The 24,069-nt window shown below is 32.7% G+C and carries 20 protein-coding genes; 7 read left to right on the top strand and 13 right to left on the bottom strand.

From position 1 onward, the window contains the following. Positions 1 to 2: 2 nt before the first annotated feature. From OIU80_RS17540 to OIU80_RS17520, 5 genes are all read right to left on the bottom strand, one after another. On the bottom strand, positions 3 to 1,406 hold the full coding sequence (locus OIU80_RS17540; RefSeq protein ID WP_264288278.1) for an HNH endonuclease: 1,404 nt from the start codon (positions 1,404 to 1,406) through the stop codon (positions 3 to 5). A gap of 27 nt (positions 1,407 to 1,433) precedes the next feature. Beyond that, the gene (locus OIU80_RS17535) at positions 1,434 to 1,817 is read right to left on the bottom strand and encodes a hypothetical protein (protein WP_264288277.1); all 384 of its coding nucleotides are present in this window, start codon (positions 1,815 to 1,817) and stop codon (positions 1,434 to 1,436) included. Between the two features lie 292 nt (positions 1,818 to 2,109). Then, positions 2,110 to 2,337, bottom strand: a complete 228-nt coding sequence (locus OIU80_RS17530; protein WP_264288276.1) for a hypothetical protein — start codon at positions 2,335 to 2,337, stop codon at positions 2,110 to 2,112. Between the two features lie 11 nt (positions 2,338 to 2,348). Next, positions 2,349 to 3,275, bottom strand: a complete 927-nt coding sequence (locus OIU80_RS17525) for a hypothetical protein (RefSeq protein WP_264288275.1) — start codon at positions 3,273 to 3,275, stop codon at positions 2,349 to 2,351. 6 nt (positions 3,276 to 3,281) lie between these two features. Then, positions 3,282 to 5,051, bottom strand: a complete 1,770-nt coding sequence (locus OIU80_RS17520; RefSeq protein WP_264288274.1) for a type VI secretion system Vgr family protein — start codon at positions 5,049 to 5,051, stop codon at positions 3,282 to 3,284. 616 nt (positions 5,052 to 5,667) lie between these two features. Here OIU80_RS17520 and OIU80_RS17515 point away from each other — a divergent pair. From OIU80_RS17515 to OIU80_RS17495, 5 genes are all read left to right on the top strand, one after another. Beyond that, on the top strand, positions 5,668 to 5,982 hold the full coding sequence (locus OIU80_RS17515) for a hypothetical protein (RefSeq protein WP_264288273.1): 315 nt from the start codon (positions 5,668 to 5,670) through the stop codon (positions 5,980 to 5,982). 466 nt (positions 5,983 to 6,448) lie between these two features. Continuing rightward, positions 6,449 to 6,955, top strand: coding sequence for a DUF4625 domain-containing protein (locus tag OIU80_RS17510; protein WP_264288272.1), 507 nt, complete (start codon positions 6,449 to 6,451; stop codon positions 6,953 to 6,955). Between the two features lie 9 nt (positions 6,956 to 6,964). After that, positions 6,965 to 9,397, top strand: a complete 2,433-nt coding sequence (locus OIU80_RS17505; protein WP_264288271.1) for a TonB-dependent receptor — start codon at positions 6,965 to 6,967, stop codon at positions 9,395 to 9,397. Positions 9,398 to 9,425: 28 nt separating this feature from the next. Further along, positions 9,426 to 10,343 (top strand): DUF4625 domain-containing protein, encoded by a 918-nt coding sequence (locus OIU80_RS17500; RefSeq protein WP_264288270.1) that lies wholly within the window; start codon positions 9,426 to 9,428, stop codon positions 10,341 to 10,343. 247 nt (positions 10,344 to 10,590) lie between these two features. After that, positions 10,591 to 11,808 (top strand): hypothetical protein, encoded by a 1,218-nt coding sequence (locus OIU80_RS17495; protein ID WP_264288269.1) that lies wholly within the window; start codon positions 10,591 to 10,593, stop codon positions 11,806 to 11,808. Positions 11,809 to 12,056: 248 nt separating this feature from the next. Here the strand turns inward: OIU80_RS17495 and OIU80_RS17490 are convergent, their stop codons facing one another. The 4 genes from OIU80_RS17490 to OIU80_RS17475 all read right to left on the bottom strand — a co-directional run bounded on the left by OIU80_RS17490 (position 12,057) and on the right by OIU80_RS17475 (position 15,739). Then, positions 12,057 to 12,767: a LytR/AlgR family response regulator transcription factor gene (locus OIU80_RS17490; protein ID WP_264288268.1), complete on the bottom strand. Its 711-nt coding sequence runs from the start codon at positions 12,765 to 12,767 to the stop codon at positions 12,057 to 12,059. After that, positions 12,767 to 13,933, bottom strand: a complete 1,167-nt coding sequence (locus OIU80_RS17485; protein WP_264288267.1) for a sensor histidine kinase — start codon at positions 13,931 to 13,933, stop codon at positions 12,767 to 12,769. Before OIU80_RS17485 ends, OIU80_RS17490 begins: the two co-directional genes overlap by 1 nt. A gap of 56 nt (positions 13,934 to 13,989) precedes the next feature. Next, complete coding sequence (locus OIU80_RS17480; RefSeq protein ID WP_264288266.1) at positions 13,990 to 14,727, bottom strand: CPBP family glutamic-type intramembrane protease; 738 nt, start codon at positions 14,725 to 14,727, stop codon at positions 13,990 to 13,992. Positions 14,728 to 14,947: 220 nt separating this feature from the next. Then, complete coding sequence (locus OIU80_RS17475; RefSeq protein WP_264288265.1) at positions 14,948 to 15,739, bottom strand: polysaccharide deacetylase family protein; 792 nt, start codon at positions 15,737 to 15,739, stop codon at positions 14,948 to 14,950. A 478-nt stretch (positions 15,740 to 16,217) separates the two neighbouring features. Between OIU80_RS17475 and OIU80_RS17470 the strand changes: the two genes are divergently transcribed. Continuing rightward, positions 16,218 to 17,213 (top strand): metal-dependent hydrolase, encoded by a 996-nt coding sequence (locus OIU80_RS17470; RefSeq protein WP_264288264.1) that lies wholly within the window; start codon positions 16,218 to 16,220, stop codon positions 17,211 to 17,213. Between the two features lie 449 nt (positions 17,214 to 17,662). Here OIU80_RS17470 and OIU80_RS17465 read toward each other — a convergent pair whose 3' ends face one another. From OIU80_RS17465 to OIU80_RS17450, 4 genes are all read right to left on the bottom strand, one after another. Beyond that, entirely contained in the window at positions 17,663 to 19,120 is a 1,458-nt protein-coding gene (locus tag OIU80_RS17465) for a glycosyltransferase (RefSeq protein WP_264288263.1), read from the bottom strand. A gap of 450 nt (positions 19,121 to 19,570) precedes the next feature. Next, a complete protein-coding gene (locus OIU80_RS17460; RefSeq protein ID WP_264288262.1) occupies positions 19,571 to 20,065 on the bottom strand; it encodes a TlpA family protein disulfide reductase in 495 nt (164 codons plus the stop codon). A gap of 326 nt (positions 20,066 to 20,391) precedes the next feature. Next, positions 20,392 to 21,984 carry a malate dehydrogenase (quinone) gene (gene mqo / locus OIU80_RS17455; protein WP_264288261.1) on the bottom strand — a complete coding sequence of 531 codons (1,593 nt, stop codon included), beginning with the start codon at positions 21,982 to 21,984 and terminating at the stop codon, positions 20,392 to 20,394. After that, entirely contained in the window at positions 21,981 to 22,235 is a 255-nt protein-coding gene (locus tag OIU80_RS17450) for a hypothetical protein (protein ID WP_264288260.1), read from the bottom strand. The genes mqo and OIU80_RS17450 overlap by 4 nt, the downstream gene beginning before the upstream one ends. A gap of 486 nt (positions 22,236 to 22,721) precedes the next feature. Between OIU80_RS17450 and OIU80_RS17445 the strand changes: the two genes are divergently transcribed. Beyond that, positions 22,722 to 23,954, top strand: a complete 1,233-nt coding sequence (locus tag OIU80_RS17445; protein WP_264288259.1) for an ROK family transcriptional regulator — start codon at positions 22,722 to 22,724, stop codon at positions 23,952 to 23,954. Positions 23,955 to 24,069: the final 115 nt, after the last annotated feature.

Here is a 24,069-nt window from a genome sequence, read left to right as displayed (position 1 = left end):
ATTTATTTTTTACTTCCTAATGCTACTTTTTTACTATTTGAAACTCCACCTCTATGAGTAAATCTATAATGAATTGTTCTATCAACTTCTTGCATGGTTTTTCCATCTTCATGATGATGCCATACCGTTTCATCTTTTCCTAATTTTGGAGGTATTTTTTTAGATTTTTTTTCTGCAGTTGTAAAATCAGTTGTATAATTCGCTTCTTGTTTTCCAATATCAACTGATTGTCTAGAATGGGGTTCAAAATTAGGGTACCCATTTTTATAGTCAACTACATTACCTTCCCAATCTGTATATCTCCATGTATCGCCAATTACTTCAACTTTTCCTCCTTTTGCTTCCCATTTTACAATATCAGGCGAGTTTTTTGGTTTTGGCGGACTTTCAAACGCTTCAAAATCGCCTTCTTTTTTCGGAGCATCACCTTCTTGATTGATGGCTTTTTTTGTGGTTTCTTCGTCTACTTTTTTGGCTTCGGCATCATCTGCTTTTTTAGAGATTTCACTTTCTAAATCTCGCTTGCCTTTACCTACAGGAGCAACCATCATTGCCATACCTACATAATCTTGCCAAGTACCTTTGCCTTCTTTTATGTTGTTAAAAGAATCGTAAGCTCCGGTTTCCATAGCAACTGTTCCTTGGGCAAAGTCACCTATGCTGGCAGTACCAGTGTTACCGTAAGTAGCGGCAGTGTTTTGAGCACCCATTACGCCACGCATGCCTAGCCCAAATTTACTAAAACTTTCTATAGCATTAATACCAAAATTTTTAGGCATGGTTTTTAAAAACTGTAATCCTGCTTGCCCTACAGCACGGGTTCCTCCTTGCAAAAAAGCAGTTCTTGCACCGCTAATAAAAGCCCCTCCCATGCCTACTGCAGCCCCAGCCATCATACCCTCTAGAATGCCTCCTACATAATTTGCTCCTGCAAGAGCTATGGCTTGCCACCAGTTTTTTATATTTGGTGCAAAGGATATGGTATCGCCAAAAAGCATACATTTCATTTGATGGTCACCTGTTATGGCGGGCTGTCCTTGCACAATCATGTTGTTTTTGTCACCAAGCCACACCCGCGCCATTTTGGCTATTTGTCCGCAAAGCAATCCGCCCAAAACAGCTCCAAAAGCTGCTCCCGCTGCTCCTGCCAGAGCCCCGATAGCTATAAGTGCTGCACCTCCTGTGGCTACAATGGCTACTGCTACAACGGCTGCCAGTATTGCCATAATAAGCATGAGCTTATTGCAGCCAAAATCGATATAACTGCTCGTAGCGGTATCTACTTTGGTAATGTATTTTTTGCCGTCTTTGGTTTTGGTTGTTTTTTGTATCGATTGGAGGGGCGCAGGAACATTACCGCCTGTACACATCCAAAAGTCTTTTTCGGTAATTATTTTGTTTCCCATTGTTTAACTACTTTTTTATAAACGGAGTTATATTTTTATACTCAAACATCTTGATTTGTCTATGGTATAGGTATAAAAATCTATAATTGGATCTTGATCTGGTTCAAAAAAAGTTTTTGTGGCTATTTCTTGAATGTCTTTTGTGTCTAAAAAAATCAACAAATCGCCATTTCGGCAACTGACATTACTACCTATTTTTTCGAGCCAAAAGTTCCCTTCGCTTGTTTTTATAGTAGTAGAATAATCAATCATAATATTGCCTATACTATCCTTGTAAGTAATATCCCCACTAGCCAAATGCACTTGAAAAAAAGAATTGTTCTTTGGGTTATAAAATGTATGAGCGCCGTCTATTTCAATAAAAACGATATGATGCCCTTCGTTGTTAATTTTTAGGTTATGTCTATTCATTTTTTTAGCTATTTTTTGTCCTATTCTTATTTAAATATTTAACCCGTTGGGTGGATTGTTTTAACACATAGAAACATTGGTTTTACACGCTCAAAAAAGGTGTTACACTTGTTTTAAATGCACATAGCTAGCTTTGTGAAAGAAATGTATTTTTTATTGTTTTCTCTTTTACAAATAAAATCTATGTTTCTATGTGTTAAATGAAATTTTGCGACCCGAGCCAAGCGAGTAGTCGAAGTAATTGCACCCAACGGGTTAATATTTATAAACCAACATTTAATTTTGCTTTTCATCAAGCAACACGTTCTTTTATAATTTGGTGTTGGTGTGTAAGCATCTTAATTCGTTTATTGGCATACTGTATTCCTACAGTTACGTCACGCATAATAGTTAATGCACCTATTTGGGAGGCTTGTTTTTTTAAATACCCTTTAAACAAAAAAAGTGTAGCATTTTCTTTTTTAGCATACTGTAACCCAAAGGCTATCGTCGTGTTTTTTAGTTCTATTTTCCAATACATAGCTTCCCATTTTAATCTATTACCCGATAAGGTTTATCATTATAACTCTGATTTTGAATATCGTTACTGTTATTTTTATAAGAATCGCTTTCTATAGTGTATAGTATCGAGGCATCTATGATGTTGGGGAGAGCGATTTCGGTCAGTTTTGTTTCGGCAAAATCCAGCTTACCGCTTTTAAAATTGCAACGGTATATTCCTTCCTCTATTAATTTGGTATCCAATTTTTTAATATCTATGTCGGGCAGGTGTTCATACGCTTTCCTCTTCCAATCGGTTTGATGTGTTGCTGCTTCTCCTTTATATTTTATCAAAATATCGTTTAAATGCTCTGTATCAAATTGAGGGCTGTAACTGAAATTAAAAATCCACTCAGCATCGGCAGTTTGTAATACATTTTTTTGAGGAATCATCCTTCTGGAAATAGGCAATTTATTCCCATAAATTTTTCCGAAATAGTAATTAAAAAACTCATTGTTTTCTATTGCAATTTTTATTTTATCGGTATTGGCAAAAATCTCATCGTTTATGGTTAGCAATTGCAATAAGGCGGGTTCTTGTTGCTGTATCTTTAGTAATTGCGTTTTGGTTTCTTGCCATTTATCTTTAATGCATTCGAGGTTTATTATCCTTTCAACTTCACCCTTGATATTGATAATGATGTGTAACTCGCTATACATTTTGCTAAAAACCTGATTCAGCCTTATGATATCATTTAGGTTTTCGTTGTTTGTTTCTACCATAAACTGTTCTAGAGTTAACAGTTCTAATTCGGCATTGCCATTTTCGTCAATCGCGATTACTCGTAATGCACACCTTGTTTTGGTTTTGGTTTGCATGTCAAAATAACCCGATTTAATTTTGGTTTCGGCAATCAGGGTATAATTTTCTGTAAAAGGGGTTCTGAAACGTATTGCTTCTTTTAGTAAATTACTCATAGTTTTTTAATTTATAAATACATCTCCACCATCAAATTTTGTTTCGCCATCTATGTGGTTTTTTGGAGATGATATGTCCATACTATTTTTTGCTGTAAGATTGAATATTTTGCCATTTATTTTGATGTTACCATCGGCTAGTAATTCAAGAGAACTAGCTCCAACCGTAACTTTAAAACTGTTCTTTCCTTCTAAAATAATATTACCCTCCTTATCCATCTTAAAATGACTTTCGGAACCTTTGCCCACATTTACAACATTAGTATCGCCTGCTTGTGCAACTGTATTTCCAGAACCATCGAAAGTAAGAGAGTTTCCGATGGCATCATTTATTAATACACCACCTTGTCCCATAGCATCATCCAGTGTTATATTGTTCCCACTTTTTGATTTTAAGGATTTTCCACTGTTTTTATCACCACCTCCGCCACCGCTTTTCCCATGAAAAACGCTTCCAAGTACAAAAGGTCTGTTGGGGTCGCCATAACGAAAATGTACCATTACATGATCGCCTACTTCGGGAATAAAAACCATACCTCTGTTATTACTTACAGTATCGCTACTACCTGCATCGGGAGTCATAACACGAAGCCAGGCTGTTTGCATTGGTGTGCCTTGCTGCCATAGCATTTGCACTTTAATTCTTCCTTTGTTTTTCGGGTCAGTACTGCTTACAACAACAGCTTGTTGTGTTTGCGCAATTGGGTAATCAATATCTGGTTCGGGTAAACCAAGTACTTTTGACGGTATAGCTTGAAAAGTATTTTCGTACTCGCCTGAATCTGTCGCATAATGGTTAATTTTGGTAATAATATAAGTACCAACTTCTTGAGTAATCCTAACCTTATTTTCCAGAATATCTGATTGTATATTAACAATGCTTCCTATTTTTAATTTTGGATTTCTCGTGCTTGCTTTAATATAATTGGTACCCGAAGCGGCACTTTCCTGTTTCTTTTTTAAGAACGATTCCAAAACCAAATCATCGCCTGTACTTACAACTCCGTGTGTGTAAGCTGGAGTGGCAAAAACGGCTTTGGAGGCTGTAAATGCTTCATTGCCTAATTTTGGTAAACCAGCCACTGTATCATTGGAGTTAGCTGTATAACGCTTATCTACGCTTTCATTATAAGTAAAAGCACTAAATTTATTAGGAACTGCTTTTACAGCTATTTTTAGTTTTGAAATATCTCTATTATAGGTCAATATTATGGGATCATCGAAGCTTTGAGGTTTCCCAAAAATTAGTTGCTCTCCGTTATAATACAACCACTCGTTAAACTGTTTTGCCAATCGCTGAATAAACTCAAAATCAGTTTCTAGATACTGATTTTGATACTCCATTTTACTGGCATATTCAGGATTTATCTCATTTTGTAATTGCTCTCCTGCACCATTTTTCAACACCTCTTTTACAATTTCTTTTAATGATAATTCTTCCCAAGAGTATAGTTTTTTCCCCGATTCGAGCAATATGGTTTTTGAATAACCCGACACAATAATTTGATTGCCTGAATGTCCCTTTTTTTGTTTAAAAGCAACATTAGTAACAACTCCCAAAAAGTTGTTCTTATCTTCAAGCTTTATGTGCACTACTTTGCCTAACCATACTTGTGCATTTTCGAGAGTGTAAGCCAAGGGGCTTTCTACAGTAGCGTGGGGAACGCTGATTTCAAATCGATGGTGCTCATTTATTTTTTGTTTTAAACGAATACTCGTAAAATGAGATATTTTCTTGCTGTCTATCCCAAAGATTATTGTAGTTGGATGTTTCATGGTAACATTATTTTTAAGGTTTTTAAGTTGATTTAATGACCGAAAAGTAAGACTGAAATAAATTACATCTGTAGCAAACATATTACAAAATTTCTTAAAAAATAAATAATTTTGTAATATTCCTACAATAAATAAGGATATTTAGAAGAATAAACATATAAAAAACCCTTATTTTACAAGTCTTCCCATTAGAGAAAAAATTTCATTATTTGACTGTAAATATTTTTTGAATTCATTTAGATTATTGGTTCATAACCAGAATTTGGTACTAATTAACCCAGAAGAAAAATTAAACTTTCGATAGCTGAATATGCTATCGAAAAAGTTCGGCTAACTCTATTTACTCCTTCTGCTGAATTAAAAACATTTAAATATTTACAAAATGGAGTACAGATTTTAATTTTATCGAAAACAAAACAAGAATTGATTGCTCTTTTTTTATTTTTAATGAAACAATGTTGCATTTATAAATAAGATTTCTATATTTGCAACAACATTGCATTATGAAAGAAGATTGCAACTAGAAATAATATACTTTCTACTATTTATCTTCTCTAAGCATTGCTAATATTGATTCATTAGAATGAAAAAGAAATTTAAAATCATTAATCTTCTTATGCCACTAATAGTAGTATTTGCTATACTATTTCCGGCAATCCATTCTTATGAACATATCCAAAGTCATGATGTTACACATAAAAGTACATCGCACTTAAATTCTGCTAAAACTGAACTTATAACACACAATCATTCTTCTGAAGAATGTGCTATTTGTCATTTTAAATTCACTCCTGTAAGTACGTTTACTTTCATGTCTTTTGAGTTTTATAAAAAGTGCAGCATAACCTCATCTGTTTCTTTTTATTACAAATCCTATTCTTCTTTCTTTAAGGGAGCTTTATTTGCACTTCGAGCACCTCCAACAATTTAAAGTAAAATCTATTGGCAATTTGCTACTCGGCATTATATAGTTTTATTTTAAAATAGTACTATAAAAGTCAATCCTATAAGTTATGCAAACTCATGTAAACGAAGCTTTTACAAAACTTGTATTTCGTAATTATTGCTGTAATTATTTAACCCATAACTAGGCTATGCGAAAGAAATATATTTCTTTTTTGTATTCTTTTTTACAAATAGAATCTATGTTTCGATGTGTTAAATAAAATTTAATGACTCGAGTAACAGATGTAATAATTGCATCCATCAGTGCCTTCTTAATCATACATGGCTTAAAATAGTTTTATTGAAATTCTATTTTAAAACCAATCCTTATTTCATAGAATAATCTTCTATGAACAGGTCCTTCTATGCTCTTTTTTAAGTTGTCATTGCTCCTAGCTATGTCATTAAAAAAAAAACGCATTCCCTTACCCTGTAACCTAAAATTAATATATATGAACAGATTAAAACTCAAACAAAGTAAAACGAAAGCGATACAATTAATGCTTGCTGGATTTGCGTTAACTAGCGTATTAATAGCATGTAGCGGCAGTGATGACGATAAAATTGACACCGAATATCCTGTAATTGATATATCGGCTGCAAATGCATTCCCGATACAATGTAGCGAAGCAATCCGTGGACAAAAATTTACATTCAGAGCTAAGTTTACCGACAATTCGGCATTAGGATCATATAGCTTGGATATTCACCATAATTTCGACCATCATAACCATAGTACAGAGGTAAATGACTGTGCTGCTGAAGCTATAAAAAAACCAGTAAAACCATTGCTTTATATTAATTCTGTAACGATTCCCGGAGGATTAAAAAGTTACGAAGCAACTCAGGAAATCAACATTCCTGCCGATATCGATCCCGGAGATTACCATTTCCTTATTCGCTTAACGGACAAAGAAGGCTGGCAGACTATTAAAGGTATAAGCATCAAAATTAAATAAGTGATTTTGATGAACGAATATAAACCAAATCGATTACAGATTATTTATCTGTTGCTTTTTTTCGCAGTTATTTTTACGAAAATATCAGCACAAACAATCAGCATATCAGGTAAAGTATTTTCTAATAATCATAAACCATTAGAAAGAGCAACTGTAACGCTTTATCCCTCATTTACAACCACTTTCACAAACAAAGAAGGCGCTTTTTTCTTTAACAAAATTCCTAAAAACTCAAAAAAACTCATTGTTACTTATTCGGGGTATATCCAATCTGAAATAGAACTTTCTTTGGATAAAAATCCAAATATCCAACCTGATATTATCTTACATCAGGAAGTTAAAGAACTGCAAGAAGTTGTAATAAAAGATAATTATACTACACGCCTCAACAAAAAAGAATCGCTTAACATAGCTGTAGTAAACAGTAGTTTTATCCAGCGTAATCTTGGTGGTAGTTTGATGCAATCGCTCCAAAGATTACCTGGTGTTAAAACCATTTCTATCGGTTCTGGAGGTTCAAAACCTCTTATCCGCGGATTAAGTTTTAATCAGGTTATTGTTGTCGAGAATGGCATTAAACACGAAGGGCAACAATGGGGCGCAGATCACGGACTTGAAATAGATCAATATGCAGTAAATCGTGTAGAAATCATTAAAGGTCCCTCATCATTTATTTATGGTTCTGATGCCATAGGTGGTGCCATCAATATAAAACCGTTACCAATTCCAGCCAAACATACTTTGGGTGGAAGCGTTGATATTACTGGCAAAAGCAATAACGAACAATATGGTGGTTCTTTTAACCTATTTGGTCGTAATGAAAAATGGTTCTTTGATACCCGAATCACTACAATGGATTACGGCGATTATCGTGTTCCTACCAATGTGGTTCAGGTTTACAATTATGCAGTTCCTCTTTATAAAAATCATTTGCGAAATACTGCTGGGCGCGAGCTCAATTTTCATGCAAGCACAGGATATGTGAGCCAGAAATTTAAATCGGTTATGTATCTAAGTAATGTATATAGTAAAACTGGATTTTTTGCCAATGCGCACGGACTTGAACCTCGAAACGTAGATACGGAGCTACATGATAAATCTAGCCGTGATATACAAATGCCACATCAGGAAGTAAATCATACCAAGATAAGCAATACCACTTTATTTCAATTAGGAGAACATCAATTGGAAACTCAAATAGGTTTTCAAAAGAATTTTCGCCGTGAATGGAGCCATTATGTAAATCATGGTTATATGCCACCTATATATCCCGATGCTATGTATGCTCCTCAAGATTTAGAGCGTCAATACGATAAAGAAGTTTTCTCCGCTTCTGTAAAAGACGAATTTTCATTAGGTAATCATCAGTTTACCGTGGGAATAAACACAGAGTTGCAACAAAATAAAATTGGTGGTTGGAGTTTCCTAATTCCTGCTTTTACTCAAATTAACGCCGGCGCATTTACTTATGACAAAATTCAGCTAAATGAAAAATGGTTGCTACACGCAGCGTTACGAATGGATTATGGCAGAATCAAAACTAAACCATATACTGATTGGTTTGAAAGTGAAGTAACTACTAATGGGCAAACCAATTTTGAATACTTAAACCGTTCGGAAGAACTTACACGAACATTCAAAAGTTTTACATGGTCGGCTGGAGTAAATTATAATCTGGAAAAATTCTCTTTGAAAGCAAATGCTGGAACTAGTTTCAGAATGCCGATTGCCAAAGAATTGGCTTCAAATGGAGTTAATTATCATTATTTTCGATTCGAAAAAGGAGATCCTAACTTATCAGCCGAACAATCCTATCAATTAGATCTTGGGTTAGAATGGCAGGATAATAAATGGTCGGTACAACTAAGTCCCTTTTTTAATTATTTTCCGAATTACATCTACCTCAACCCTACTTCTCAGCATGATATTTATTACGGAGCAGGCAATCAGATTTTTGAATATGAGCAAAGTAAGGTCATGCGCTATGGCTGTGAACTGCAAACACGTTATCAATTCTTAAAAAATTTAAGTGGTGAAATTCTGGTAGAATATCTTTATTCTGAACAACTTTCTGGCAATAAAAAAGGATATACATTACCCTTTTCTCCTCCTGCATCAGTTTTATTTGGTCTTACATATAGTCCAGAAATTAAAAATCTAAGAGATACTTATTTCTCCTTGGATTATCGCTTTACTGCTGAGCAAAATCAAATTGTACCACCCGAAAAGAAAACTGCCAGCAGCTCTATTTTCAATCTTGCATTGGGAACAAAAATAAGAACTAGGCAACAGGATTTAGCCATTTCCTTGCAAGTACAAAACTTGTTTAATACCAAATATTTAAATCATACCAGTTTTTACCGATTAATAGAACTTCCCGAAGCTAGCAGAAACATTATTCTATCAATCAAAATTCCCTTTTTAATACTTAATCAAAAATAATATGAACCCTTTTAAACAAAAAACCCTTATGAAAAAAGCAAAATTATTCCCCTTATTTCTACTATTTGTTAGCGCATTTACCGCGTGTAACAATGATGATGATAATGCCCCTGAAGTTGCAAAGCCAACCATGACCAATGTAGAGATTGGTTCTGCGAATAATAAGCAAGGAGTCATTGGTCGTGATTTTCACTTTAATGCCGATGTTACAGCTGGAGATAAAATTGCAGCGGTGCAGCTTAAAATACTTCCTAAAAAAGGAGAAAAATATACAAGCGATTGGAAATTAGAACTAAGCTGGGCTGAATATGTAGGAGCCAAAAATACAACTGTACATAAACACTTCAATATTCCTAATGAGGCCCCAGAAGGTAAATATGATTTCTATTTCATAATATTAGATAGCAATGGATCTAAACTAGAAATTAAAGAAGATTTTACGATTATCGATGCTGCAAATTTACCTACCGATCCATTAATTGGCAGAGATATGATTTCTCGTAACGAAACTCTAATTTACCATATGGGAACCTGGGTTGAACCTGAACTCATCTTTAAAAAGAATGATGAATTAACTGCTCATGCGCAAGTAATCCAGATTAAAGGTGATGGAATATTGTATTCTGTACTGATTAAAAAAAGCGCTAATTATCATCCTGAGAACATTGACAATCTTGATTTTAAAAAAGTAATCGTAATTTCTAAAGTCGAGCATAAAGGTCTTGCATCTGCATCAAAGATTTCGACTTTACAAAAAGTGAATGATGTTTGGGGTGGTGAAAAAATTGTTATCGGTGCTGCGACTGATGCTAACCTACCTAATGCAAATCCAATAACTGGTGAGAAAGCTTGGGAATCTGGTGTATATAATTGGGTCGTTTTGTATAAAAATACAACCTACAATCTCAATGCATATAAATCAATGCCTATTACAATTAAATACTAATCAAAACCTGTTGGGTGCAATTACTTCGTCTACTCGCTTAGCTCGGGTCGCAAAATTTCATTTAACACAGAGAAACATAGATTTTATTTGTAAAAAAAACAAAAAACACATTCTCTCACAAAGCTAGCTATACGCATTTAAAACAAGTGTAACGCTTTTTTTGAGCGTGCAAAACCTATGTTACTATATGTTAAATTAATTACACCCAACGGATTAATCTAAATATTATCTTAAACACCCACTTACAATGAAAAACAATTATTTCAAACTAATTTTCCTATTCGCTTTATCCACTTTTGCAATCTCTTGTAGCAATGACGACGATGACAATACTAATGAAACTCCAAAGGAAACTTTGGCTGAATATAAATTTCTGAGAGTATTACTTTCTGATGAAAAAACAACAGAAATTACACTCGTAAATCCAGTTGATGGTACTTCAAGTTTCTTTAATGCAAAATTTGCAAAGTCAACTATCTACACTACTGAATCTGGTAGATATGCAGGTATCATTCATGGAGCAAACAATACTGTAGAAACTTTTGACAGTGGATTTGAAGGTCATGGTGACCATGTTGATGTAGACGGAATTCCAAAGTTTGGTTCTTTAACAGGACAATCGTCTAAGCCTACTCATTTTAAAAGTAAAATTGGAGAGCTATTAACTTTTAATGATGGAGACGGAACATTATCTGTAGCCAAAGAATCTGAAATCAATACGGCTGGAGCTAAATTTAAAGTAATAAATGCTGGCTTATTAGCACATCATGGTGCTATGGCTACTTTTACGAATGGAACGTATGCCATTACCGAAAAAGACAATTCGGTTGCAGGAACACTTCCTGAAAAAGTAAAAATTATAGATAATACAGGTAAAACCTTGCATGAAGCTACAATTGCGACAAAGGGAATTCACGGAAATGCGTCTGATGGAACTTATGCTGTTTTCGGCTCAGCAAGCGGTGTACTTGTAGTTGAAAGTTCTGGAAAACAAAAACTTATAGCACTTCCTGAAGGTTTTGGAACTGCATGGTTTGGAAGTATTTTAGAAACAAAAGCGCAAGGGAAATTTATAGGTTATACTGCTGCAAAAGGTGCCTATTTAATTGATGTTGTAAATGAGACTATTAAACCAATTTTACAAAGTGTCGATATTCTACAATGTAAAGTAAGCTACAATAAGACTAAACTAGGCGTTTTATTGCATAACGGAGAATTTAAATTATTTAATTTAACTACGTTGCAAGTTGAAAAACAAGGAAAAGTAATTGGAGAAACAGCAAAAGATGCTTCTATGAAACCCCAAATTGAACTAACTGAAAATTTTGCTTACATTACTTCTCCAACTACTGGAGAATTATTGCAACTTAGCTTGCCTACTATGACTATTACAAAGAAAATAAAAGTCTCTACTACTCCATATAGAATTACGATTCTTGGTTTTGAAAATAGTAAAGGCCATTAAACTTGGTTTTCTTATTTTATTCTAAAAATTTATTTAACACATAGAGACAGAGTCAAAATATGTAGAAAAGAACAAGAAAGAGAAATTATATTTCTTTCACATAGCTATGTGAATTTAAAATAAGTGTAATGCCTTTTTTAAGAGAACAAAATCTATGTTTCTATGTGTTTAAGTTTTTTCTCAAACACTTTAAATAAGTATTGATTAATAACAGAAGATGCCAATATATTTTGGTGTCTTCTGTTATTTTACTTTATACCTAATAAGCTAAAAAGTTCTTCTTTTTTGTTTAAAGCTATAGCAATCGATTTACCATTAGTCAGCTCTACCGTATTGCCATTAATACTTCTCACTGCTTCTAAATTAAGAATAAACGAACGCTGTACTCGGAAAAAATTCGGAAGATTAAGAATCTCCTCCATTGCTTTAAGAGTAACTTGTGTTGTAAAACTTCCCGAAGGAATAATAATTTTAAGATAATCTCCTTGCGCTTCTATATAAAGGATTTCGTCAAATAAAATTTTTACCAGCTTTCCTTCCGATTTTATAAATATCCTGTCTGTATGAATTTGTTGCTGAAGTGTTGCCATCTGGCTTAATGAGATTTTATCTTTAGCTCTGTTAACAGCCTTTAAAAACCGATCAAATCGAACTGGTTTTACCAAATAATCTGTTACACCAGCTTCAAAACCATCCAAAGCAAAATCACGATGTGCTGTAATAAAAATCACCACTGGCGGATACACTAGTGAACGTAACAATTCCATCCCGCTAATTTTAGGCATTTGAATATCACTAAAAACGATATCCACTGCATTATTATGTAAGTATGCCAATGCTTCAACTGGATCTTCAAATGAAGCAGAAAGTCCTAGATATGGAATTTCTTTTACGAAAGTTTCAATAACCGCTCTCCCAAGTGGTTCATCATCTATAACAATGCAAATTAATTTATTCATTAGTCTAAATCTATTTTTAAATTGACTTTAAATTTTGTTTCCAAATTTTCAATATCCAATTGATGTTTATTAGGATATAGTAATTGCAGTCGTTTACGAGCATTTGTAATTCCTATGCCGCCAAATTCATTATCATGAATTCCTTGCTCTACATCATTTTCGAGTTCGAAATAAAATTTTCTATCCTGAACTTTTATTTCCAAATGTATAAACTGTTTCTGATTTCCTTTAAGTCCGTATTTAAATGCATTTTCTATAAATGTAAATGTCAAAAGTGGTGCTATGTACAGCCCTGATAAATCTTCTCCTTCTGGAATATGAAATTGAATATTTTTATGAGCAGAATATCTCATTTTCTCTAATTCAAAATAATTTTTTATAAAATCCAATTCCTTTTCCAATGCTACTTTTTCGGTATTCGATTCATAAAGAGTATAACTCATAATATCCGACAGATTCAAAATAACTTCTGGCGTACTATCATCTTTTTTTATCGAAAGCCCATAAAGATTGTTTAACGTATTAAAAAGAAAATGCGGATTGAGCTGTGCTTTCAGAAAATTCTTTTCGATATTGATATTTTGAATTTCTAATGCCGCTTTCTGACTCTGAATATTTAAAGTTTTATTATAAAGTTTAGAAATTTCAAAAAGGATTTTCACAAAAAAGAAAGGAGATAAAATTGAAATAATAATAAATGCCTGAGAAAACATTCTCCTTACCGAAATTGCTTGCAAAAACGTTTGACTTGCGCTCATTCCTATAGCGCCTTTTAGTTCGCCTTTACCAATTTCGAAACCGAGTGAATGATATAGTAACGAAAAAAAATAAGTTACTGCCATCCAAACAAAAATAGATATGATAAAAGTAAACAGTAATAAAATCAACATTCTAGCTTTACCTCCTGAAAAAATCTTTGGTAACAACAAATAAAAGAACATATAAAATACGATCATATTAACAGTTGTCATTCTAACGGTAAGAATAAAAGCTTCAAAATATGAAAGTTGATATGCCAGCACATAACTCAAAATTAACAATATTGAAAAACTCAGCCACATAAAGACATGAAGCAAAATCCGATTTTTCTTGGTGTAATATTTATCAAAATTAAACGCAGCTATTTTACTTGCCAGATAATTTGAGAAAATCTTTGTGTCTTGCATTAAATACATTTTAAATGAAGCAAATTTAAATATAGTTTTTTAAGTTGTTGCTTTAATTATAATATTCTGATAATAGCATTTATTATATTAATGACATTGTGACCAAGAATTGGATAGATAAGATTACCCGAGAATTTTCGGAGTACACCAAGGCTTAAAGAAGAAATTAAGGTTAGGTAAATTATTGTAATAATATCAAATTTGAATTGATAATCTTCTGTCATGACTACTCCATGACCAATACCAAATAAGATGGTAACTATAAAAAATCCCCAGCCGAATTTAATTCCTTTAAAATCCCATTTTGGTAAAAATGCTTTATCCAAAAGCCATAAACTAATTCCTCTAAATACAATTTCCTCCGTTAAACCAGGCATTGTTGCCTGAAATGCAAAAGTTTCAAAATCAAACGTTCCCCCTTTTGGAAACAAAATCAACTTAAAAACAACATCAAAAAGTAAAAATCCGAGGAAAAATAAAACACCAAATTTCAGTTGTTTACCTGAATTGCTTTTAGCCGTAAATCCAATTTCTTCACGGTCTTTTTTACTTACTGAAAAGACAATTCCAAGCGCTAAAATCAAACTTAATATTTTCCCAATCCATGTAAATTTTAATCCAATAAATTCAAGACTGAGGTAGCGTTGGCTAAACTGTTGTAAGTAGCAATCTGCTAAAAAGTAGAGCACAAAAAATAAGAGAAACTTCAGGTTTACTTTTTTAACATTGATAAAAGCAAAGATGAAAAGTGGCAGAATCGTTAAAAGCCAAATAAGTGGTGTAAGTGGTGACATAGGTTATATTTTTTATTCAAAAGTAGTAGCACAATACCTAGATTAAAAAACCTACCGACGAAAGCGCTTCTGCCACCGATAAAAAATAGTTATTAATCGATGAGCAGTTATGTCTTTTTACTTTTCTTATATTTCTTTTTAATAACTCACGCCAAATAACATTTTATAAGAACAATTCTATTTCAATTTTGAAAACCTACAGGCATATTAGTTTAATGAATTATAAATTTTTCAAATCATCAACCGTATAAAACTTAAGATTATTAGCTATCGCATATTTACATAACTCTTCTAAAGCTGCAAGTGGTGTTTCTATTTTTTCATCGGCAACTTCTACTGTTTTATGCCCGTAAAAAATAACAATCTTATTATGCTTTTTGGCATAATCCATAAGGGTTTTGTAATACGCTACATCAAACTGTTTATAATCATCATCAATTCCTAAACCGTAAATAACTCTGTTTCCTTCATAATAACAAAATTGTGAATCAGGGTAGAGTTTACCATAAGTTGTACCCCTTATTATATCAAAATATTTTAATAATTCTTTATCTAGCTCTGCATTGCGAGCCCCATCAGGATAAGCAAATGAGCGTAAATTAAACCCATCCTTACCCATTGCTGCTTTTAGTGGTAGTATCTCATCATTTATGTACTTTTCGATACCGTATTTAGCCGAATATTTAAGTGCATTCTCATGATTGTAACCATGTGCAGCTATATCATGTCCCATATCCTGTAAGTAGTGTAATTTTTTCTTTTGCTTGGCTGTCAAAGAATCATATTTACATATAAAAAAGGTTGCTTTCCATCCTAAATGATGCAATCTTTTTTCGGCATTATACCAGTCTTCAACATAATTATCATCGAAGGTTAATATTATACCTGGCTGAAATTCTTTGTGCACAGGAAGAAGTGGATCTGATTTCTTCTCTTCTGAATAAGTACTTGCTGCATAAAATAAAATACCAATGGTAAAGAAACCAATAAGTGCATATATAATTCGCTTCATAGTGTAGATTTTGTAATCAAATTTAAGTATTATCCTCTAAAAAAAATCTACTTACTGTTATTAATTGATTTATTAATGAAGACTCCCCTTTTATTAACTTATTGAACTCATTAAACGCAAAAACTACCTACCCCTTTACCTAGGGAACGCGGATAAAAACGGATTTTTTAAAGCAATAGAAAGAAATCTGTTTTTATCCGCGTCTTTACTTTTGTAAATCAGTATCATCAGCATCCCTTATATAGGTAATATTAGTAATAATCATTCCATTCCGCTGGAGCTACGAATAACGAGGTAAATCTATAGCAAAAATTTTCACGCAGATTACAAAAGATTTAAGCCGATGAACGCAGAATTTTTTATCACTACTTTTAAAATCAAATCTGCGAAATCTGCCGAATCTGCGTGAAAAAAACATTTTCTTTAAAACAGAATCAAAGCTTCTTTCTGTTTAAATTTGTAACTCAATAATTACCTCATGGATTCTTTTACTCAGATTGTGCTAGGAATTGCAACTGCCGAATTATGTGCAGGCGATAAACTGCAACGAAAAACTATTTTATATGGTGCAATTCTAGGTACTATCCCTGATCTGGATGTTGTTCTTGGACAATTTTTAAATCCTGTTGATGGTGTTGCAATACATCGGGGACTAAGTCATTCTTTATTATTTTTTGGATTGCTTTCGCCTATTTTAGGATGGGCTATTGCCAAAATTGAACGCGGGAAAATTAATTTCCGTACTGCTAGTCTTATGGTATTTTGGTGTTTACTGACTCATGTTCTTTTGGATATGTTTACTTCTTGGGGTACGCAATTTTTCTGGCCACTAACTGACCGCATAGCCCTAAAAACTATTTTTGTAATTGATCCGCTCTATACACTTCCGCTACTTATTTGTTTGATTTTAGCTTGGCGAAAACCTACTTTCTCTTTAAGGAAAAAATATGTTTTACGCGGAATATACATTAGCTCGTTTTATCTCTTAGTAACTTGCGGATTAAAACTATATGCTTTACAGCAATTTAAAAATGCATTGCAACAGCAACATATTTCTTATGATAATCTTATCGTAAAACCTACTGCCTTTAATTGTATTTTATGGAATGCCAATGTAGCTACTAAAGATGCCTATTTATTGGGTGATTATTCTCTTTTTGATAGCAAACCAATTACTTTTGAAAGCTATAAAAAAAACAACAGCTTATCAGAACAGCTTAGCGGAAACTCTGATTTTGAAACCTTAAAAAAAGTGAGTGAAGGATGGTATATTGTAACTAAAAAAGATAATGAATATCACTTTAATGACTTGCGTTTTGGTTTACTTACTAAAGATCCAAAACAGCCACAATTTGCATTTAGTTATGTATTTAAAGATGAAAATGGAAAATTAAAAGCAGAAGAAGTTCCTAAACAAAAACGTGATGGAAAAGCTTTAATGAAAGGAATTTTAAATAGAATTAAGGGAAATTAGAAACCCAAGCAGTAACTAATTTTTGGTATTTACTTTGATGTTATTATAGTTTTTAAATGACCTTATAAAAACCTCTAAATTCTATTTTGCAAGAATTATAAAACAGCTACTGAATTTCAGATTATCAGCAATAAGCAGATTAAATTATAATGGAAAAGCATGATTTGATTTCCAAAATATTTATCCTATGAAATTATAAAAGTAAATTCGATGAACTATCAAATGATATCTTTTATATTTCTAGTAATCAAAACTACTAAATAGATAGCCAAAAACCTCCCCTTTTTAGTTCTATTTAGTCGTTTATCTTACGTTTATTATTTCGTTCAAGAATACACTCAAACTTAGATAAATACTCATGCTTTTCCAATATGTAACCATGATAATAAAAACCTATTATCTTGTTTAGTGAAACAATGCTATACCGAAGTACATCATTGTTTATATTTTTATTTACCTTGAGCTAAACCACGTGTTAACCAACCGCTTTTATTGGCAGTAGCAATAGCATAAGGCGTAATCCAGAACAATCCAAAAGTAAAAAGAATACTATATGAATAAGCCCAAAATGACTCAGAGATACTATGTCTTTTAGCATAAAATAAAGCTGAAAAACTTGATACAATCATAATACTTAAAAGTGTAGAACCAAAAAATAATATTGGATGTACTGCTATAAAAAAGAACATAAATAAGACGAATGGATATGCCATAATAATCTTTAATGTTTGATCTATATATAAAAGTCTTGTTCCTAATTTAGGTCCCTTTCTAAAATCTTTGAAAACATATTTTGCCATCATTAGATTCTCTCGTACGTTACTTCTACCCCATCTGATAAACATTTTATACAATCCTGTATAATCTTCGGGTACGTTAGTTAACACATATGAATTTCTTTGAAACAATACCTGATGTCCTTGTTTTAAAATCATATTAGTCATCGCACGGTCCTCGCCAATGTCTGAAGGCTGTCCCATAAAAGTTTGATTGATCCATTCTGGAAGACATTCATATACTGCTTCACTACGATAAGCTGCTAAAGCTCCTGGAGTACAAAGAACTGATCCTAAAACACTTTCGGCAGAACGTGCAAACTCAAAACTCATTACAAAACTTACATTTAGCATTTTAGGAAGTATCGCTTTCTTATTATTTAAAACAAGAACATTTCCTGCAACAGCACCACATTTTTCATTAGTAATAAATGGGCTAACTAAATTTCGTACGGTATCTTTTTTCACAACCGAATCACTATCTACTGTAACAAAAATATCCCCAGTACCTAATTCAAATCCACGGTAAAGTGCATGACGTTTTCCTTGGTTTTTAGGTTGCTGATAAATTGACAATCTATCTCCTAATTTTATTTTTGCTTGTTGCATCCAGTACCAAGTATCGTCTTTACTTCCATCGTCAATAGCAAGAATTTGCATTTTTTGTTCAGGAAAATCACTATCTGCTAAACTTATTAAGGTATCCAAAACCAACTTACCTTCGTTATATGCAGGAACGATTATCGTACAGGTTGGTAATAATTCATCTGAAACTGATTCGATAGGTTTGTAACGAAAATATAGAAATAAATTATATAGAAAAACTCCGGCCTTAAATACAAAAAAGACTGTCGTTATTACCAAAAACGGATAACCCCATGTTGAGTTTATTCTATCAATATGAAATTGATCAAAATCTGATTGGAATTTATAAACTAAGAAAGCTCCAGTAATCATTAATATGAAACTGCTTATAAGTACAATAAAACCTAATGGACTAGAGTTTTCTTTTATTGCCTTCTTAAAAGATTTGCTATTAATACTAAAAAAAGAACTTGCTAAAGAATGTTCATTGTTATTTGTATCGCTGCTTGTAGTGTATAATTGTTTTGAAATTGTTTCAGTTTTCATGCTTATATTGTTGTATTACTATCGATTTCTATATTATGGCTCTTAATTAAAATATCACTTCTTTTTCATTCGTTTTTGTCGTTAATTACTGAATCCAACGATCAAATTAAATTGTATAAAAGAATGGACAAATCATATTTAGCAAGCCTCATGCCATTATCGTTTTTAATAGAAAATGAGGTATTTACGATAGTTTTTACAAATTTATGATGTATAAGCGTTACCCAAATTGTGTAAAAATTACACACATTGTATCCATTTGTAAAATAAGAACAATCAGTACAACACTATAATTTTATACTTTTACATCATAGCTAGATTACTCACCAAGATGCCATGAAAAATTCTTTACAGTATATATATAGCTATCTCAGCCCCGTCAATCTTTACAAGTATTAGAAAATATTCGTAATCGTAAGTTGATGGAGAAAATTGAAAAAAAAGAAAAGATTATTTATCGGCAGTTAATGCTTTAATGAGTTCTTCTAACTTATTTCCATGAATATTCTTGGCAAGAATAATTCCGTTTTTATCAATTAGAGCATTAAAAGGTATTGATTGTATTTTGTAGTTTATTACAACTGGAGAATCCCATAATTTTAAATCACTTACTTGAGTCCAAGGTTGTTTTAATTTTGCCATAGCTCCTAACCAAGCTGGTTTTTTAGAATCTAAAGAAACACCGTAAATCATAAACTTGTTAGGATACTTTTGATATAATTTTAATAATTCGGGTTGCTCCTTAACGCAAGGTCCACACCATGATGCCCACAAATCAACTAACACTAATGAGCCTCTTAATGAAGAAAGTGAAATCACATTTCCTTTTGCATCCGGAAGATCAATGTCTGGAATTATATCTCCTACATCAAGACCTTCGGTTTGTGCATTCGAACTTGTAAAAGAGCAGATTAAAAATGTAAGCGTAAAAAATAAATTCTTCATAGGTTATATTATTTTCAGGGGCATCAAAACAAAACAGACTATCTTATAAGAAATAGCATGGTTAATAGTATTTCGTTTGTATTTCTTCTGGCGAATTTATAAATATTTTTTCCTTTAAGCTATATTAAAAACTAAAATCATAACTACATTATAAAACGAAATAGACATTACTTTCTACTCTTTTGCTTTCCGTTTTTACAACCGTATCATTTTTAAAAGTAAATTCATTTAATTATGTAATACATTCTATTACGGCTACTTAAAATGCAAAAAAAATCCATACACCTTTTACAGCATATGGATATTCTTTGAAAACCAAAAATCAATTATGGAGTATTTGTTTTTGGAGCAACAGTATAGATTTCTTTCCAAACGATTCCGAGTTTCTCACTATTGTTTTTCCTTATTTCATTTGCGAGCGGAATATTATCGGATAATTTTTGTCCGTATGACGGAATCATCTCCTTTATTTTCTCTTGCCATTTTGATGTTTTGAGTTCATTTTTAAAACATTTTTCTATTACTTTGAGCATAATCGAAACTGAGGTCGATGCTCCTGGAGATGCTCCAAGTAAAGCAGCAACACTTCCATCTGATGCTGTTACAACTTCGGTACCAAATTGCAAAATCCCTCTTTGTGTTGTATTATCAATTTTTATAACCTGAACCCTTTGCCCAGCAATTTTTAAATCCCAATCTTCCATTTTGGCTTTTGGGAAATATTCTTGCAATGCTGCCAATCTTTGTTCGGGTGTAAGTACCACTTGTTCTACTAAATACTTTGTCAGCGGAACATTGTCTAAACCAGCTTCCAGCATCGGTCTTATATTATAAAAATTAAACGATGCAGGTAAATCTGCCCAAGTTCCGTTTTTAAGAAATTTGGATGAAAATCCAGCAAAGGGACCAAACAAAAGTTCTTTTTTACCATCAATAACACGCGTATCAAGATGCGGAACCGACATTGGTGGCGAACCTACCGAAGCCTTCCCATAGACTTTGGCCTGATGTTGCGCTATTATTTTAGGATTATTACACACCAACCACTCCCCGCTTACAGGAAAACCTCCATATCCTTTTGCTTCGGGAATATGTGTTTTTTCTAGCAAGGGTAATGTTGCTCCTCCTGCCCCTATAAAAACAAACTTGGCATTAATGGTTTTGGTTGTGTTATTTTTTAAATCTTTAATATACACTTTCCAAGTACCATCTTCATTCCTTTTAAAATTGGTTACCTCATGATTTACTTCTAACTTCATTTTTCCAGATTTCACAAGATTAGAAGTCAGTTCATTAGTAAGCGCTCCATAATTAACATCGGTTCCAATATCAATTTTTGTAGCAGCAACTTTTTGCAAAGGATCTCTTCCGTTCATTACAAGCGGAATCCAATTATTGATTTGTTTTTGATCATCAGAAAATTCCATTCCGGTAAAAAGCGGTTCTTTCTGTAATGCCAAAAATCTTTTCTTAAGGTATTTTACATTATCCTCTCCTATCACAAAGCTCATGTGTGGCGTTGGGTTAATAAACGTTTTGGGAGGGCCAATTTTATTACCAGCTACAAGATAAGACCAGAATTGTTTTGAAATTTCAAAGGATTCGTTTATCTCAACAGCTTTATGAGTATCGATACTTCCGTCTTTTAGTTCGGGTGTATAGTTGAGTTCGCATAGTGCAGAATGTCCTGTTCCAGCATTATTCCATGCCGATGAACTTTCCTGACCAACAGCATCAAGCCTTTCGTAGGCAACCATGGTCATGTCTGGATCAAGCTCATTTAGCATATTTGCCAAAGTCACACTCATGATACCGCCACCAACCAAAACTACATCTACTGTTTCGCTTTCGCTACTTTTCTTATCAGCGCATGATCCTAATATTAAGATGCATAACAAACAGATGAAGCTCTTTTTCATTTGCTGCTAATTTCGATTAGAATATCTATAATTTTTGAAAAAGAGAATAAAAATAAAAACAGAATAAATCCTGATAAAAAAGTAAATGCAGGCAAAATCCATCCCCCAATTCCTCTTGGAGTCGCAATAAGGTACACTGTCCCTATTAGTGTTACCAGACCTATAACATATGCCAGAAATTGGAATATGGATGCTAGCGTTTTAAGTGTTTTTTGCTGTTTTAAAATAGTAATAGAAGTAGCTGTAGTCATAATTATCACATTTATAAGTTATTAATAATAAGATACTTAATTCCTATTAAAGATAAAAAAAATATCATTACCACTAAAAATTAATAATACTATGTTTAGTGTTCACTTTTAGTTCTCATCTTACCTTTCTTAAATTCTATCATATTTTGATCATAGCCAACGATTTCAACAGTGTGGTACGAATCATAATAATACATTGCGCTACAACGGTTTAAACTGTTAACAATGTTTATGACATTCTTTGCGCATAATTTTTTTGCTACAGATTTCAAAACTCTACGCCCTTTGCATGTCTGTCCCGACGTTTCGTGATCGGGATTGCGCCCTTTTTGGTTAATTCATCTCCACTAATCAACCAATTATTTAAAATTATTTAAAATATACCTTCTGATAGAAAAATATTTTAATATTGAAAATCAAATCCTTATCATTGTTTAAAATTTATACTAAGTTTGTAATACATTCCTGAATATAAAAAGCAATACGATGAACTTAAAAGACTTATTAGACATTAGCAAAGACAAAAGCCTTTCTGGCCAAAAATGGCATATGCTAAGACAGGCAATTACAAAACGCTTACTCTCTGATGGTAATGCAACAATTGCTGAATTAAGTGCTGAATTACAATCGAGCGTTCCTACAGTTACCAAAGCTGTTAATGAATTATTGCTAGAAGGATATGTAGTCGATATGGGTAAAATTACCAATAGCGGCGGAAGAAGACCTTCTTTATATAGTATTAACCCAACCAGCGCTTACTTTTTAGGAGTCGAAGTTGGTATTTCTGGAATGTCTATTGGTCTACAAAACATAAAAAACGAACTTGTTAGTGTTGATTTAAGAACTCCTTTTGTTTTACAAAACACACAGGAATCATTATTAAAATTTTGCACCTTAATTAATTCATTTATAGAAGATAGTTCGGTAGAAAAAAAATTGATTGTAGGTGTATGTATTAACTTTTCTGGACGTATTAACTCTATGGAAGGCTTTAGTTACAATTACTTTTTTAGTGAAAACCGACCTTTAACAGAAATCATTTCGGAGCAATTAGACTTACCTGTTCATTTAGAAAATGATACTCGGGCAATGACTTTTGGCGAATACTGTGAAGGTGTGGTAGATGATGAACAGAATATCATATTTGTAAATTATAGCTGGGGAGTTGCAATTGGTATTATTACCGAAGGAAAACTTTATTATGGAAAATCAGGCTATTCTGGTGAATTCGGACACAGCACAATTTTTGACAATGATATTATGTGCCAATGCGGAAAATTAGGATGTTTAGAAACCGAAATTTCTGGCTGGTCATTAATAAACCAATTTAAAGATGCTATAAAAGAAGGAAAACAATCAAAGGTTATTCTTGATGATAGCGCTCCTGCCATACAGCACAATGCCATTATTACTGGAGCAGTAAATCTTGAAGATACGCTGTGTATCGATTTGATTACTAAGCAAAGTGAGAAAATGGGACGTTACTTATCTATATTGCTTAATATATTCAATCCTGATTTATTAGTTATTGGTGGTGACTTCGCACAATTGGGGGATTACGCCCTTTTACCAATTCAGTCTGCATTAAAAAAATATTCTCTTGGTTTAGTTAATAGAGATATGAAGCTTAAAAAATCTACTTTAGGTCGTCGAGCAGGCGTAATTGGGGCTTGTTGCGTGATAAAGGAAAAGATGCTATCTCCATTAATTAACAATTAAATTTCACATCTTCTTTTAATTATTAAAATTTTTTAATAATTACTTACCATTTATTAAATATATTTATATATTTACACCGTGATAGTAAATTACACGGAGGTAATCTATATAATAA

This window comes from Flavobacterium frigoritolerans (genome assembly GCF_025847275.1).
Taxonomy (GTDB): Bacteria; Bacteroidota; Bacteroidia; order Flavobacteriales; family Flavobacteriaceae; genus Flavobacterium; species Flavobacterium frigoritolerans.
Note: the sequence above shows the minus strand (reverse complement) of the source record. Positions and strands in the feature narration are given on the sequence as shown.

Bases quoted from the DNA above. Each gene is read 5' to 3' on its own strand.
- OIU80_RS17540 (WP_264288278.1), bottom strand. From the start codon at position 1,406: ATGGGAAACAAAATAATTACCGAAAAAGACTTTTGGATGTGTACAGGC.
- OIU80_RS17535 (WP_264288277.1), bottom strand. From the start codon at position 1,817: ATGAATAGACATAACCTAAAAATTAACAACGAAGGGCATCATATCGTT.
- OIU80_RS17530 (WP_264288276.1), bottom strand. From the start codon at position 2,337: ATGTATTGGAAAATAGAACTAAAAAACACGACGATAGCCTTTGGGTTA.
- OIU80_RS17525 (WP_264288275.1), bottom strand. From the start codon at position 3,275: ATGAGTAATTTACTAAAAGAAGCAATACGTTTCAGAACCCCTTTTACA.
- OIU80_RS17520 (WP_264288274.1), bottom strand. From the start codon at position 5,051: ATGAAACATCCAACTACAATAATCTTTGGGATAGACAGCAAGAAAATA.
- OIU80_RS17515 (WP_264288273.1), top strand. From the start codon at position 5,668: ATGCCACTAATAGTAGTATTTGCTATACTATTTCCGGCAATCCATTCT.
- OIU80_RS17510 (WP_264288272.1), top strand. From the start codon at position 6,449: ATGAACAGATTAAAACTCAAACAAAGTAAAACGAAAGCGATACAATTA.
- OIU80_RS17505 (WP_264288271.1), top strand. From the start codon at position 6,965: ATGAACGAATATAAACCAAATCGATTACAGATTATTTATCTGTTGCTT.
- OIU80_RS17500 (WP_264288270.1), top strand. From the start codon at position 9,426: ATGAAAAAAGCAAAATTATTCCCCTTATTTCTACTATTTGTTAGCGCA.
- OIU80_RS17495 (WP_264288269.1), top strand. From the start codon at position 10,591: ATGAAAAACAATTATTTCAAACTAATTTTCCTATTCGCTTTATCCACT.
- OIU80_RS17490 (WP_264288268.1), bottom strand. From the start codon at position 12,767: ATGAATAAATTAATTTGCATTGTTATAGATGATGAACCACTTGGGAGA.
- OIU80_RS17485 (WP_264288267.1), bottom strand. From the start codon at position 13,933: ATGCAAGACACAAAGATTTTCTCAAATTATCTGGCAAGTAAAATAGCT.
- OIU80_RS17480 (WP_264288266.1), bottom strand. From the start codon at position 14,727: ATGTCACCACTTACACCACTTATTTGGCTTTTAACGATTCTGCCACTT.
- OIU80_RS17475 (WP_264288265.1), bottom strand. From the start codon at position 15,739: ATGAAGCGAATTATATATGCACTTATTGGTTTCTTTACCATTGGTATT.
- OIU80_RS17470 (WP_264288264.1), top strand. From the start codon at position 16,218: ATGGATTCTTTTACTCAGATTGTGCTAGGAATTGCAACTGCCGAATTA.
- OIU80_RS17465 (WP_264288263.1), bottom strand. From the start codon at position 19,120: ATGAAAACTGAAACAATTTCAAAACAATTATACACTACAAGCAGCGAT.
- OIU80_RS17460 (WP_264288262.1), bottom strand. From the start codon at position 20,065: ATGAAGAATTTATTTTTTACGCTTACATTTTTAATCTGCTCTTTTACA.
- mqo (WP_264288261.1), bottom strand. From the start codon at position 21,984: ATGAAAAAGAGCTTCATCTGTTTGTTATGCATCTTAATATTAGGATCA.
- OIU80_RS17450 (WP_264288260.1), bottom strand. From the start codon at position 22,235: ATGACTACAGCTACTTCTATTACTATTTTAAAACAGCAAAAAACACTT.
- OIU80_RS17445 (WP_264288259.1), top strand. From the start codon at position 22,722: ATGAACTTAAAAGACTTATTAGACATTAGCAAAGACAAAAGCCTTTCT.